Source organism: Spirulina sp. 06S082 (genome assembly GCF_034932145.1).
Lineage (GTDB): Bacteria > Cyanobacteriota > Cyanobacteriia > Cyanobacteriales > Spirulinaceae > CCY15215.
The window spans coordinates 1-13,318 of sequence record NZ_JAYGHV010000043.1 but is presented as its reverse complement, the minus strand read 5'-3'; the positions used below and the strand labels follow the sequence as shown (position 1 = coordinate 13,318).

The following is a 13,318-nucleotide window of genomic DNA, read 5'->3' as shown; positions in this document are numbered from 1 at the left end:
CGTTAATTAGTTCATTCCACCGTTGCGGAGGAATATAAGTACCAACGCGATCGCCTGGATCGGCATCGGGAACACCAAAAGTAACAATCTCTGATTTTAAGCGCACTTTCAGCCGTTCAAAAGGCGGTGTTTCCGTTTGAGATTCCTTATATTCTAGATTTGCAAAACGGCGATCGCTTTGCAAAAATGCCAAGATTTCCGCGATCGCCTCGCGAGGTCCCGCGATCGTGCCGTTAATACCTTCCGTTGCCAGTAAAATTGTTCCCTTAATTTCCTGTTGTTGACAAAAGGCAAGAATTTCGCGTTGTTTTTCCCGATAATCTGGCAGGGGAACGAACTTGTAAAAAGTAGCAATAATCAGAGTCATAGCGGTTTGCAGGGAAATGGCGATCGCAAGATAAAATTTTTCTTGTTTTTTTCGGCACAAATACCGAATATTGTGTATAATAGCAAAAGTGCTTATAAATAGCAGACAACAAGGGGGTATAGCTCAGTTGGTAGAGCGCCTGCTTTGCAAGCAGGATGTCAGCGGTTCGAGTCCGCTTACCTCCATAAGCTCATAACTAGGGTTTGCTGATAAAAAGTAAAAAGGTTGCTATATAAGGGCTAGCGAAGGAAAAAGATGGAATAAAACGAGAGAAAAGGGGGTAAAATGGGGAAAAACCCCGCATTTTTACGAACAGATGTACAGAAAAAGAGAGCAAACAGATAACCGAGGAGAAACATTAACTTATCACCTCAAAAATATCAGGTGAACGAGGAAATAATAGAACTTCTCAAAGACGCATTCAAGAAAGCATTGAAAGCTCAAGGAAAATTGAACAATAATGACGTATTGATTCCCGTTCGTCTGGTTTCATTGTTGGGAACCTGTACGATGATAGAATACCCAGACATTCCTAATACACCAGAATGGCACTCAGATCGAGATGATTATGATGATCCAGCAGACTTTTTAGAGCATTTAAGCGAGTTAGACTGCGAATGGGTTGACTTTGACATTATTGATGAAAATCATCAATCTTTACCGTTGCGGATGGTATTCAATTGGGGAAATGCTGACTGTAATGATGGTGTTTGGGGAGCAGTTTGGGAACGTAACACGGAAGAATTATAAGAAATGGGGTAGGGTGTGTTGCTCAACGCGCCTTTTTTCTTTTAATCATGATGAATTTGTAATTATCTGATTTTGGGGATATTTATTAATAAGATCGCCTAATAATCACGATTCACAGGAATGGCGATCGGCTTTAGGAGATGGATTGTTGAGGCGATCTCCTAATAATCACGACTCACATTAATGGCGATCGCCACTTTCCCCTTCACCTCCCAAAACGCGATCGCACTTCATCAGAGAAAGTGATCGCAGTAACTTGACAATTAGCAAAAAAAGTTATAACGTCTCTACAATATCGGTATTGAAGCAAACCTAGAGGCAAAATTGAACCCTATCGCCCCAAATAAGATTCGATTTATTAAACTCGGTGAGGGCGGCGAATGGGAGCAGTCTTGCATCAAAGAAGGTACAATCCGGCTTGGTTATCATAGCCCCCATCATCAAGATTCTTTGGCTGGCAATTGGGATAATGTCAGAAAATTCTGGCTAGAGTTTCGGAATGGTCACGAAGGTGCTGCAACAAGGGATATCAACCAAATCCGTGATTTTTATGAACTTGACGAACAAGATGTATGGATTACGTTTTACAAGAAAAAACTTTATTGGTGTCGTGCCGCTAGAGAAGTCGTAGAACTTGATGACAAAAGCCGCATTAGGAATGTCATTGGCAACTGGTTAGCAACGGACATAAATGGACAACCGTTGAGAATTGAAAATATCGATGGGCGCGTAACAAAGGTTCAAGGGTTTCGAGGGACAATTTGTTCCATAGAGTTGCAGGATTACCTCATAAGAAAAATAAATGGTATAGCTATAGAAGAGGTCGAAAACGCAAAATCATCCCTTGAGAAATTAAAATCTGACGTTGAGGACTTAATCAAAGGGCTATGGTGGCACGATTTTGAGTTGTTGATTGACTTAGTATTTTCAAAAGCCGGCTGGCAACGATTTTCCGTCTTAGGAAAAACAGAGAAAGACCTTGACCTTGACGTGTACTCGCCAGCAACGCAAAAACGGGTGTTCGTACAGATCAAATCAACAACAACTCGTGATGAGGTTGAAGCTTGCATTAGCACATTTAACGAATATGAACAGTTTGATGAAATGTACTTTGTCTATCACACTTGCCATTCGGATTTGTCAGACATAGAGTCGCACCACCCTAATATTCATCTTTGGGGGTTAAAGCGAATTTCAGCACTTGTCGTTAATGCAGGCCTCGTAGAGTGGCTGATAAACAAGAGAACATAACAAATCGTTCCAGCATTATCAACCAATTCTGATCCTTATTTCTGGCTCTCCAGAATTGTCTTCGCATTCAGAAGCGCCTGATGTTGCTCTTTACTAATCTTAGGATATTTGAGATTCAGTTCCTTTAACTGAGTGTATCCAACTTAGAGGCATATCGGCAAATATCAATGTTAGGCAATCTTTATACTATCATTCAGTTCCTAAAATTACTTATAATTGAGAGCGATCGCCGATCTTGTAGGGTGCGTTCCCTAGTGCAACTTCTTCTACTCAGCCGATCGATATTTATGAGAATGCACCATGCTCATAAATATCTTGGAGTAAGCGATCGCCTAAAAATCACGACTCACAGGAATGGCGATCGCCTATTGATTAAGCTTGACCGATCACTTGCACCGCAGCAAGATACCGCTCCTTCAAATGCTTGTTGGACGGCATATATGCTTGTATAATCTGAAAGAGCAGTCGTTGCAAGCAAGTTGGAGCTATGTTGTTTGATTGGGACGAAGAGAAAGCCAGAATCAACTTTGCCAAGCACGGTGTTACTTTCGATGAAGCCACTTCTGTGTTTAACGTAAAGCTTATGAGTCAGACCTTTGAAATGGATGATGATTTACGCCCCGAATATGATTTTACTCAACTCACTGTTGTAGCTCGTGGGCAAGGACGTAAACGATCCACTATAACCGTTCAACTAGATCCTGATGTTGCAACTATTTTTCCAGACTCTGGAGCCGTTAATGAAGCCTTGCGGTTATTGATGAGACTGATTAAACAAGCCCCATCTCAGCCCACGGAGCAATCTTTAACTGCATCAAAAAGCTCATAACTATTAGTCTCGACTCAATAGAAACGCAGCATAACACTGCGTTGGAGCCGACTTAAGCAAAAGTGATCTTTAAAAGTCAAAGTTTGTCTGCGGCGGCTCAACTAGACCGTTAGATGGCGAAATCACATGATCGTGAATCTTGAGGTTAAAATTAACCAATTCTAAGGAGCATATTTTGTACTCGTATGATTGAACATATCCTCATAGACAGCCATATAGTCATCCCAAAAGGCACGCTCTTCTACAAAATGCAAAAAGAGGACTCCCGCTAGACCCGAAGGGTTAGCGGTGAGATGAATTTTTGCCAACAAATAAAACCGACCAAAGGAAGTCCAAATAGATTGACATTCTCCGTAAAGATTGCTAAAGTTTGTCTCAGGAGGTCAAGATGTTAACACTAACTCACGAGTATAAATTAATCCCGAACGAAAAGCAAATCGAGGTGATTGAAAATACCTTGAGAGTCTGTCGTTCTGTCTGGAATTACGCCCTAAGAGAGCGAAAAGACTGGATTAACTCTCGGAAGTGTTCTGTTAATGCTTGTTCTCTGGACAAGGAATATATAATTCCGGTGGATAAACCTTTTCCAAATTACAACATCCAAGCCAAACAATTAACAGAGGCTAAGAAAACAAACCCGTGGTTAAAATCTGTGAATGCTCAAGTCTTGCAACAGATGCTCAAAAGATTGGACAAAGCATTTACAGATATGAAATCAAAAAAACTCGGTTTTCCTCGTTTTAAAAATCAGTATAGGATGCGTTCTTTTGTGTATCCTCAAATGCTGAAAGACTGTATGCAGGAAAACCAGATTAAACTGCCTCAATTGGGATGGATTAAATTTAGGAAATCGAGAGATATTCCCGATGGTTTCGCGATTAAACAAGCGAGAATCATCAAAAAAGCATCAGGATATTTTATTCTACTGTCTTTGCAGTTAGATGTTAATATTCCAGATGTTCCATTTCACGGTCATGCCATTGGGATAGACTTGGGACTGGACAAATTCCTGGCAACTTCTGACGGAGAACTGGTCGAAAGACCTCACTTTTTGAACCAACTACACAGCAAGCTGAAATCGCTGCAACGTAGATTAAGAAACAAAAAAAGAGGGTCTAATAATCGACACAAATTAAACCAGAAAATAGCGAGATTACATCAAAAGATATCTGATACTCGTAAAGATTGGCAATTTAAACTGGCACATTACCTTTGCGACCAAGCACAGTCAATATTTTTTGAAGATATTAACTTTAAGTCATGGGCAAAAGGAATGTTATCTAAACATTGCCTAGATGCTGCTTTTGGTCAATTTATTACCATTCTCAAATGGGTAGCGTGGAAACGGGATGTTTTTGTCGCGGAAGTTGACAAGAATTACACCTCGCAAATTTGTCCAAAATGTGATTTTCACACCGGAAAAAAATTGCTTTCCGAACGAGAACATCATTGCCAGGGGTGTGGATACAAAACCCATCGGGATATCGCAGCAGCAGAAGTTATCAGAGATAGAGGAATCGAAAATGCGCTAGGGCATAGCGTCTCAGAAAATGCTTGTGGAGATGATCTGGCGGGGGCTTTGCCTAGTCAAAAATCTGTGAAGCAGGAAATCTTGAATGCGAGTTCAAGAATCTCCCGCTAGAACGCTCAAGCGTTTAGCGGTGAGAGTATGTCAACTATGAACCTGATGCTCAATAGCCAGTATGACTTCGTACCTCGCTACTTCCGACTCGCTCTAGCCAACGTCCTATCAAATATTATGGTGCCACTGGCAAATTTAGTCAGCGTCATCTTCTTGGGTCATCTGGAAGGAATCGAACACTTAGCAGGAGTTGCCCTAGCTGGAAATCTGCTTAACTTTTTGTACGAGATTTTTCTGTTTTTACGGATGGGAACCACTGGGGTAACGGCTCAAGCTGTAGGACGAAATGACCGAGAGGGTGTGCTATTAGTGGGACTGCGTAATGGTTTAATTGCTCTGGTACTTGGTATCGCGATCGCACTATTGCAGTACCCTTTAGGAGAACTGGGGTTTGCCTTCCTAGATGTCGCACCAGAAGTTAAAGCTTCAGGTCTAGCCTATTTCAACACCCAAATTTGGGGAGCACCCGCCATTTTGCTCAATTTTGTCTTAATTGGTTGGTTTTTAGGACAAGAAAAAAATGGCTTAGTTGTGGTGGTGTCTGTCGTTGGTAATGCTGCCAAAATTGCGCTCGACTACCTCTTGATTATCCGGTGGGGTTGGGAAAGTACGGGGGCTGGAGTTTCCTATGCTATCAGCCAATATCTATGCCTATTAGTGGGATTGATTTTTTTGTGCAAAGAAATCCACTGGCAAGAGGTACGAGCCCTAGCTGGAAAAATTTGGTGTCCCTCAGCGATACGAGCTACTTTGACCCTTAATGGAAACATTTTTATCAGCAATTTAATTTTTATCTTTACCTCCTTAACTTTTAACTATCAGGGAGCACAGATGGGGACGATTATCTACGCTCAAAATGCTTTGCTTTTACAGATATGCAATTTCAGTATCTATTTTGTTGAAGGATTGGGATTCGGTACGGAAACTCTAGTGGGAAACTTTAAAGGGAAAGGATTTTCACAACAGTTAGTACCTCTTGCTCGATTTTCTTTAGGAACTGCTTTGCTGGTAGGACTTGCTTTCGGCGGAGCTTGTTGGCTATTTCCCAATACTGTTTTTGGGTGGTTGACCAATCACACCGAAGTCACTAAAAACATTGATATTTTTGTTCCCTGGTTGCTACTCGTTCTCGTATTCAGTTCAATCAACTTTATGCTGGATGGGTATTTCTTGGGTTTGGCTCAAGGGAATACTCTCCGCAATGTTAGCTTATTTGCTCTTGTAGTAGGATTTTTACCTGCGGATTTAGCTGCCATTAAGTTTGAGAGTAACCATATTTTGTGGCTGTCTTTGCTTTTGTTTGAAGCTATCAGAATGGTGATGCTTGGGGTACAGTTGCCTAAGACATTTGCTAGTGATGTTGAGGATGGTGGTGTCTCTGTAAAAGCGTTATTCTAACCAAGTATTTTCTTCAATATTCATATTTGCCATCGCTTTATCCTTTATATCTTTGCCATGCTGATTCAACAATTTCACCAATTAGTTGTGCATATTCCATTCCAGCTAAACGCGCCATAATAATCAGATCCGCTCGAATCGGGTGCAATCCCGATAAAGGATTCACTTCCAAAAACTGCAATTCACCACTCGCGTCGCAGCGCAACTCAATTCGAGAGGCATCCAGACAACCCAGACTGTGGTAAACATCCAAAGCTAATTGTCTTGCTTGTGCGGCTAAAGGTTCGGGGTCTGTCAGTAATCTATAAGATACTCGATCGAGATATTCATCTTTATTCAGAGCTGTGTAGGCGGCGGTTTCTGCTTTTTCGGTAAAAATTATTTCCATCACGCCGATTACTCTAGCTTGATTACCGTTACCGACAATACCCACCGCGATTTCCCTACCGGGAAGAAAGGTTTCTACTAGAACGGGTTGCTGGAATTCTTCCTGTAGCGCTTGATATACTGAAACTAAATCTTGGCGTTCTTTAACTAGGGATTTTCCTGTTATCCCTTTAGAACTTCCTTCCGCGATCGGTTTTAGGAATAAAGGCATGGGAAGGGATATTGCGATCGCTTGTTGGGATGTACTCACCACTTCAAAGGGTGCTGTAGGCAAACCGAAGTCCCGAACTACGCGCTTAGTCATCGCCTTATCAAGGGTAAGGGCGCAAGTCAGTGGGTCGGAAAAGGTATAGGGTTGTGCGAATAATTCACAGACTGCTGGGACTTGTGCTTCGCGAGAACGACCTTTCAATCCTTCTGCGATGTTGAAAATCAAATCCCAGCGATCGCCTGAAGCTAACCTGAGAGCAAGTTCTCTACCATTGCCGATACGTTCAACTTTGTGACCCAAACCGCAGAGCGTATTTTCTAGCCCAATAATGGTTTCTTCATTCTCGAAATCCATGACATCGGTGACGCTAAAACCGCTTTTAAGATACTCTTCCTTGATGTCATAACACAAACCAATAAAAAGCCCCATACTGTCCAATTTTCTCCTTTTAAATTTTCCCAAGAATAGCGACGATCGTATAAGTTCTTGTGCTAAACATAATAGTCTTCCAGCGAACCTGTTCGCCGCACGTCCAGCGTCACACAGTGAAACCCTCCTCCTAATGTCCTCGCGTGTCTTAGTTGCAATGGTATAACATCAACACCACGCTTCTCAAGTTCTCTAATTAGCGGAGTTTGAGCTTTGTCAACAATTGCGAGATTCGGATTCACCATCAGGAGGTTCATCCCAATCCACTTCGTGGCGAGACAGGTGCTTGTATGACAGCCAATATCAACAATATCCTCTAGATAGATGACATCCCACTCTTTAAATAACCCTGGTAGATTGTGTTGGCTGACTCGTTCGGCGTTAACCACAACCAAACCAGGATGAATGGGTACAATTGTGGTGTCTACATGAGTTCCAGAGTAAATATTGTCATAAGTATGTATTCTATAATCTTCACCCAAAATAGTTTGAAGCCATAACGCTCCGCATTGATTGCCTGTGCCTGAGATCAGGTAGAAAATATCTCGCCCTAAACGCAATATGTTAGCGGCATCAAATATCGGCTCATAGTCTTTGATTGCCAAAGCACTTGCATCGAGAACATTGTAAATTTCATCACTTAGCCTCGGTTTGGGAGCAGAAATCCATTTAGCCCCACTTTGCAAATAATCTATGAGGATAGTTTTGTACGATCGCGATTCAAAAAAACGGCAACGGAGTGCCATCGGAACTTCAATAATCCAAGTCCCCACTGTCACCAAAAGGTCTCTCGGACAATAGTTTGATTGACCATCTGATTCCCAATCAGGAGTGGCAAACTTGATAGAATGATCGGCGATATCAGGTCGCCGGACGGTCACACCAAGATTTTGAAGTGTTTGTACAAGTTCCTCTAAGTCTTCTTCAGTTTCTTCAATTACTTGATTGTCATAGGGGCCGGAGGGAATATCCTGAATGCTGGCATATTCTTCTAGGTATTCAACAGCAAATAGCCCTGGGTCGGGGCAGGCAATGCGTGCATTCGTTGCACGTCCCACAATAATTTCTTCGAGGGAATCCCACTCGTTAAACACGCTGACTTTGCTCATTTTTTTATAGTACAGTGAATTTCTTTTTTAGGACTTACGTAGATGCTGGATCTAAATAAGTGTAAGTCTTGCCTTCCCAATTACGCAAAGTAGTTTTGCCGTTCTCGTAAGCAATTATGGTGTCAGCTTGAATTGGCACTTTGCCACCACCACCAGGAGCATCAATTACATAGGTTGGTACGGCGTACCCAGTGGTATGACCGCGCAGTTTAGATATTAGATCGATACCTGTTTGTACACTTGTCCGCAAATGGGCAGTACCAACAACTGGATCGCATTGGTAAAGATAGTAAGGTCGCACGCGCAGTTTGAGCAAACCGTGAAACAGATCCTTGAGTACCTGTTCGGAGTCGTTAACACCCTTGAGTAAAACCGTCTGACTGCCTAAAGGAATGCCACCATCAGCCAGCAAATCGCAAGCTTGTGCCACTTCCGGGGTAAGTTCCCGCAGGTGACAGAAGTGTAAAGACAGCCACACGCGATGCTTGCGAAGCACGGCAACGAGTTCAGGTGTAATTCGTTGGGGTAAGAAACTCGGTACGCGGGAACCGATACGCACAAATTCAATGTGAGGAATGGCACGTAAGCGCTTCAGTAAGTTGTCTAAAGGCTCATCAGACATCAACAGAGGATCGCCACCAGAAATTAGCACATCTTGCACTTCGGTGTGTTCCTCTAGGTAGGCGATAATGGCATCTAACCGCCGCGTCACTGGGTACATTTCGCCTTGGCTGACTAAACGCGATCGCGTGCAATAACGACAGTAGGCGGCGCAAGTGTCTAGGGCAAGTAGTAACACCCGATCGGGGTAGCGGTGTACCAGTCCGGGTACTGGGCTATCGTGGTCTTCGCCGCATGGGTCTACCATATCTGCGGGATCGATTGTAAGTTCTTCCTCTTTTGGAACCACCTGCAACCGCAGCGGGCAAAGGGGATCTTCCGGGTCAAGCAGCGATGCAAAGTGCGGTGTCACAGCTACAGCAAACTTTTCTGGGGCGATCGAAAGTCCTCGTTGTTCGGCGGAAGTAAGCTTTAGCAAACCTTGAAAGTGTTCCAGCTTACTCAACCGATGTCGCATTTGCCAGTGCCAATTATTCCAGCGATCGGGGTCGTAAGTTTCCCCAAATATCTGGCAAATTTCCTCACGCCTAAAGCTATTTATCATAGGTTTCGCAAGGACTTTGTTTTGTTTCATGTTTGTAATTTTTATTTCTTGCAGCGATCTCCCTATATTTCTATATTTCTATATTTCTATAGAACCAATTTGATATCTATTGCTGTTACTGTAAGCTTTATGCCAGATGGATTTCAGCTTTTTTGCCACGCTCGCCACATGATTGCTCGTCTTGTGGCTATTGAGTTATCTGAGACGGCTTGTTTATCCGCCTTATTTTTTAAGAAAAGATGTTAAATGGGTTCTATAAATGCTACCACTTTTGAGCCAGATTTGCTAGGCATTGAGCCGAGATAGGTGTAAAAAAGTGCAAGATAACCAGTCAAAGCCTTGCCCAGCCTTGTTTTTAGCTTTATAAGACCAACCACAAAAAGGGCAGAAGCGGAACTTCATGGAAGATATCGGCTCAGAACAATTTGGACAGCGACTAATTAGTTGAGTACCGCACAAACAACAAAATTGAGCCCGAGGATTAGTCCACATCGGGTCAGGTGTAGTCCCAGGAGTCCAACATAAAGGACAGAACTTCAAAGCAGTAGTAGATGCCGGCGGCTGGCTACGCGATCGCGATTTTTCTTAACTTATTCAGCAAACCCTAGCTATAGGCGATCGCCACATATCCATTGCTTGGCTTGTTCTAGTTTCGCATTCTGAAACAATTTAAACTTGCTCGGCATCAGCCATTTAAAAGTCCAGATCGTGCCGCGCAACCAACCTATATTAGAGACCACTGCAATTTTTTCCCAATCTTTCCAATGCGCTAACCCAAATTTGGCATCATCCCAAAGTGCCATCATCGAAAAGGTATTGAATTCATTGCCAATCTGATAGAGAATACGCACTTTGCCATATTTGGTGAGTTTTTCTTCCACCATCGGCATTAGCACCTTTTCATAATCATCGGCGGTGATCTTGCCCACTGCGGAAACAGCAAGGACGCGATCGGGTAAATCTGTCAGAATTTTAAACATTTGAGAACTCCTAAATTAAATATCTAAAAATTGTGTATTCCGATATGCGAGAGGCGCAAGCTCCGCTTTTATAACGTCTTGAGAAAACCAATCAAGTCGGCTAGATCTTCATTGCCAATTTTCCAGCGTGGCATATCCCTGTTCAACATTTTTTTGCCATCAGGATCTTGACCTTGCGTAACAGCCAAACGAAATTTTTCAGCGTCGAATTCATCCTTGAGGGTTGACCAACGAATATCTGGAGCGTTCATTGTCTGCATTCCTGCCGTTGTATGAACACCACCCCTACCATCAGAGCTATGACAAACCGCACAGCTTAGACCCATCATGCCGCCCTGTGAGCCATTGCCCGGCACTCCATTCTGTGAGTCATTACCCGGCACTCCATTCTGTGAGTCATTACCCATCATGCCGCCCTGTGAGTCATTACCCATCATGCCGCCCTGTGAGTCATTACCCATCATGCCGTTGGAGGTGGGACCGTCAGTATAGGTAATGTTTGTGCCGCGATCGCTCGTGGAGGAGAAATAGATGCGTTCACCGTTGGAACTATAGCTCCTTGCTGTCTGAGCGGTTCTATTGGGTGCTGCTGTCTGCGTAGGCAAGTTCCCCTCTGTCTGGGTAGACAAGTTCCCCGCTCTCTGGGTAGTTCCATTGGGGACTACCGATTGCGGTTGGGAGCCACAGGTTACGAGTAGCAGCATTACAGCAACGGCCAAGAAGCAATTTGTGATTATTTTGATTTTCCGGTTCATTATTCGTTCTCCATTAATAGTAATAGTGATTATTTTGATTTTCCGGTTCATTATTCGTTCTCTGTTGATAGCGATCGCTGCTTAGGCTTGAGAGAATTCTTACGGGGCGATCGAGACACGCTCACAAGCCAATAAGCGAGCAGTTTCACACGGTCATTCACCACAAACCATGCCAAGGCATAGCCCCAAACGAACAGTGCCAAACCCCAGCCGAGTGGTGTCATAAAAAGACCATAGACGGCGATCAGCGTTGCTAAAATTTGTGTGCCGAGTACGGCGATCCAGAGAATCTTGGCGGGAGGAATCGACCAGAATGGACCGCGTGTCCGCGTCAGAAAAATCGTCAGATGTCCAGCTACAGACAGTTTCAAATACATCAAGGTCTGGATGTGGTCGCGATCGAGATGGAAGACGCGCTCACCCAGATAAAACAGACCAAACGCGGAGACAACCCCAACTAAACCCAGCACGGTAGAAACCCCCAGCACCGTCCGCATATCCCAAGACTCCGGCTGATTTTTATACTGCACGTTGTCATAGGCAATAGACAGAATCGCGCCGTCGTTGAGCAACGCCAGCATCACGATCATCACTGCCGTCAAGGGATAAAAATTGAAGACCAGAATCGCCAGCGTCATGAAAAACAGCACCCGCAGTGTCTCAGCAATGCGGTAGATCGCATAGCTGTTCATGCGTTGGAAAATGCGGCGGCTCTCCTTAATCGCGTCGATGATCGTTGATAGTCCAGGTGTGAGCAGTACGATATCTGCCGCCGCCTGCGCTGCGTCCGTCGCGTCTGCAACGGCAATACCGCAGTCGGATTGCTTTAACGCAGGGGCATCATTCACACCATCCCCCGTCATGCCGACAATGTGTCCGTGCTTTTGCAGGACATCCACAATGTGGAACTTATGTTCAGGGAACACCTGGGCGAAACCGTCCGCTTTCTCGATCGCCTCCGCAGACTCAGCCGTTTCCTGCTGTTTGACATCCCCCAGGCTACTCGCATCGAGAATGTTTGCACCCATCCCCAGTTTTGTAGCCGTTTCATGGGCGATCGCCTGGGCATCCCCCGTCACCATCTTGATCTGAACGCCCATCTTGCCTGCGGTGGCAATGGTTGACTTGGCATCGTCCCTGGGCGGATCAAACAATGGCAATACACCCAAAAACTGCCATTTGCCGTCACCCTCGGCTCGCGCCACGCCCAAGGACCGAAAGCCGCGTACAGCGAAGTCGTTGACCGCCTTTTCAGCAACAGACTTCACCTCCCCAGCATTATCAGCCAGAGCCAAAATCACCTGGGTTGCTCCCTTCGTCACCTTGAATTCTTTGCCGTCCTTGTCCTTCACGATCGCGACCGTGCGTTTATGCACCGGATCGAAGGGCTGGAAATGTTCAATCTGATAACCCTGCAATGCGTCTTTGTTTTTTAGTCCACCGATGACAGCGAGATCGATCGCGTCGTTATTGCCACTACGCGAGGCCAATGCGCCATAGAGAATCACTTGCTCGGCGGAAATATTGTTCACGCAAAACGGAATGCCCAGTTTCAGCTTGTTTTGGGTCAGCGTGCCAGTCTTGTCCGCGCATAGCATATCCACGCCTGCCAATTCCTCGATCGCCACCAGCTTGCTCACGATCGCCTGTTTCTTGGCGAGTAGTCGCGCACCCACTGCCATCGTCACCGATAGCACCGTCGGCATTGCCACCGGAATCGCAGCCACGGTCAGCACTAGGGCGAACTGCAAGGTGGTCAGGATCGGATCTCCTCGGTAAATCGCAATAGTCACAATCAACGTCACCAGCGCCAAGGCTAGGAGGATCAGGTAATTACCAATCTTCAAAACCGCCTTTTGAAAGTGGCTAGAAGTGTGCGCCGTTTGTACCAGTTGCGCTGTCTTGCCGAAGTAGGTATCATTGGTGTCAACTTAAGGGAACAGGTTCCCAAATTTGCCGAGAGATAGCATCTTTTTCTCGATGTCGTTTTCTCTCGGCTTTAATCAGACCAAAGAGCTTGGCGCGTTCAGCCAGATAGGTGACAA

At 44.6% G+C, this 13,318-nt stretch carries 12 protein-coding genes, 1 tRNA gene and 2 pseudogenes; 6 read left to right on the top strand and 9 right to left on the bottom strand.

Going from position 1 to position 13,318, the window contains the following annotated elements:
• Window positions 1–367: pseudogene (locus VB714_RS05340) on the bottom strand (hypothetical protein); the annotation flags it as partial.
• Between the two features lie 112 nt (window positions 368–479).
• Between VB714_RS05340 and VB714_RS05335 the strand changes: the two are divergent.
• From VB714_RS05335 to VB714_RS05320, 4 genes are all read left to right on the top strand, one after another.
• Window positions 480–552: transfer RNA gene (locus VB714_RS05335), tRNA-Ala, on the top strand.
• A 199-nt stretch (window positions 553–751) separates the two neighbouring features.
• A complete protein-coding gene (locus VB714_RS05330; RefSeq protein ID WP_323221913.1) occupies window positions 752–1,117 on the top strand; it encodes a hypothetical protein in 366 nt (121 codons plus the stop codon).
• Window positions 1,118–1,441: 324 nt separating this feature from the next.
• A complete protein-coding gene (locus tag VB714_RS05325; protein WP_323221911.1) occupies window positions 1,442–2,368 on the top strand; it encodes a restriction endonuclease in 927 nt (308 codons plus the stop codon).
• A 487-nt stretch (window positions 2,369–2,855) separates the two neighbouring features.
• A complete protein-coding gene (locus tag VB714_RS05320; protein ID WP_323221909.1) occupies window positions 2,856–3,197 on the top strand; it encodes a BrnT family toxin in 342 nt (113 codons plus the stop codon).
• 161 nt (window positions 3,198–3,358) lie between these two features.
• Here VB714_RS05320 and VB714_RS05315 read toward each other — a convergent pair whose 3' ends face one another.
• Window positions 3,359–3,505, bottom strand: a complete 147-nt coding sequence (locus VB714_RS05315) for a hypothetical protein (RefSeq protein WP_323221907.1) — start codon at window positions 3,503–3,505, stop codon at window positions 3,359–3,361.
• A gap of 80 nt (window positions 3,506–3,585) precedes the next feature.
• Here VB714_RS05315 and VB714_RS05310 point away from each other — a divergent pair, with 80 nt between their 5' ends.
• Together VB714_RS05310 and gntT are read left to right on the top strand one after the other, a co-directional pair.
• The gene (locus VB714_RS05310; protein ID WP_323221905.1) at window positions 3,586–4,839 is read left to right on the top strand and encodes a transposase; all 1,254 of its coding nucleotides are present in this window, start codon (window positions 3,586–3,588) and stop codon (window positions 4,837–4,839) included.
• A gap of 36 nt (window positions 4,840–4,875) precedes the next feature.
• Window positions 4,876–6,237: a guanitoxin biosynthesis MATE family efflux transporter GntT gene (gene gntT / locus VB714_RS05305; protein ID WP_416309612.1), complete on the top strand. Its 1,362-nt coding sequence runs from the start codon at window positions 4,876–4,878 to the stop codon at window positions 6,235–6,237.
• Window positions 6,238–6,274: 37 nt separating this feature from the next.
• On the opposite strand, the gene VB714_RS05300 is transcribed toward gntT, so the two are convergent.
• From VB714_RS05300 to VB714_RS05270, 7 genes and pseudogenes are all read right to left on the bottom strand, one after another.
• Window positions 6,275–7,264, bottom strand: coding sequence for a hypothetical protein (locus tag VB714_RS05300; RefSeq protein WP_323221901.1), 990 nt, complete (start codon window positions 7,262–7,264; stop codon window positions 6,275–6,277).
• 62 nt (window positions 7,265–7,326) lie between these two features.
• Window positions 7,327–8,373, bottom strand: coding sequence for an inosamine-phosphate amidinotransferase 1 (locus VB714_RS05295; RefSeq protein ID WP_416309611.1), 1,047 nt, complete (start codon window positions 8,371–8,373; stop codon window positions 7,327–7,329).
• Window positions 8,374–8,407: 34 nt separating this feature from the next.
• The gene (locus tag VB714_RS05290; protein WP_323221897.1) at window positions 8,408–9,538 is read right to left on the bottom strand and encodes a KamA family radical SAM protein; all 1,131 of its coding nucleotides are present in this window, start codon (window positions 9,536–9,538) and stop codon (window positions 8,408–8,410) included.
• Between the two features lie 285 nt (window positions 9,539–9,823).
• Entirely contained in the window at window positions 9,824–10,078 is a 255-nt protein-coding gene (locus VB714_RS05285; RefSeq protein ID WP_323221895.1) for a zinc ribbon domain-containing protein, read from the bottom strand.
• Between the two features lie 68 nt (window positions 10,079–10,146).
• Complete coding sequence (locus tag VB714_RS05280; RefSeq protein WP_323221893.1) at window positions 10,147–10,518, bottom strand: STAS/SEC14 domain-containing protein; 372 nt, start codon at window positions 10,516–10,518, stop codon at window positions 10,147–10,149.
• A gap of 68 nt (window positions 10,519–10,586) precedes the next feature.
• Window positions 10,587–11,324 (bottom strand): cytochrome c, encoded by a 738-nt coding sequence (locus VB714_RS05275; protein ID WP_323221890.1) that lies wholly within the window; start codon window positions 11,322–11,324, stop codon window positions 10,587–10,589.
• A pseudogene (locus VB714_RS05270) lies at window positions 11,324–13,192 on the bottom strand (plasma-membrane proton-efflux P-type ATPase); the annotation flags it as partial. The pseudogene VB714_RS05270 and the gene VB714_RS05275, both read right to left, overlap by 1 nt.
• Window positions 13,193–13,318 lie beyond the last annotated feature (126 nt).

Excerpts from the sequence above, each read along its gene's own strand:
- VB714_RS05290 (WP_323221897.1), bottom strand. The coding sequence starts at position 9,538 with ATGATAAATAGCTTTAGGCGTGAGGAAATTTGCCAGATATTTGGGGAA.
- VB714_RS05280 (WP_323221893.1), bottom strand. The coding sequence starts at position 10,518 with ATGTTTAAAATTCTGACAGATTTACCCGATCGCGTCCTTGCTGTTTCC.
- VB714_RS05295 (WP_416309611.1), bottom strand. The coding sequence starts at position 8,373 with ATGAGCAAAGTCAGCGTGTTTAACGAGTGGGATTCCCTCGAAGAAATT.
- gntT (WP_416309612.1), top strand. The coding sequence starts at position 4,876 with ATGAACCTGATGCTCAATAGCCAGTATGACTTCGTACCTCGCTACTTC.
- VB714_RS05310 (WP_323221905.1), top strand. The coding sequence starts at position 3,586 with ATGTTAACACTAACTCACGAGTATAAATTAATCCCGAACGAAAAGCAA.
- VB714_RS05275 (WP_323221890.1), bottom strand. The coding sequence starts at position 11,324 with ATGAACCGGAAAATCAAAATAATCACTATTACTATTAATGGAGAACGA.
- VB714_RS05320 (WP_323221909.1), top strand. The coding sequence starts at position 2,856 with ATGTTGTTTGATTGGGACGAAGAGAAAGCCAGAATCAACTTTGCCAAG.
- VB714_RS05300 (WP_323221901.1), bottom strand. The coding sequence starts at position 7,264 with ATGGGGCTTTTTATTGGTTTGTGTTATGACATCAAGGAAGAGTATCTT.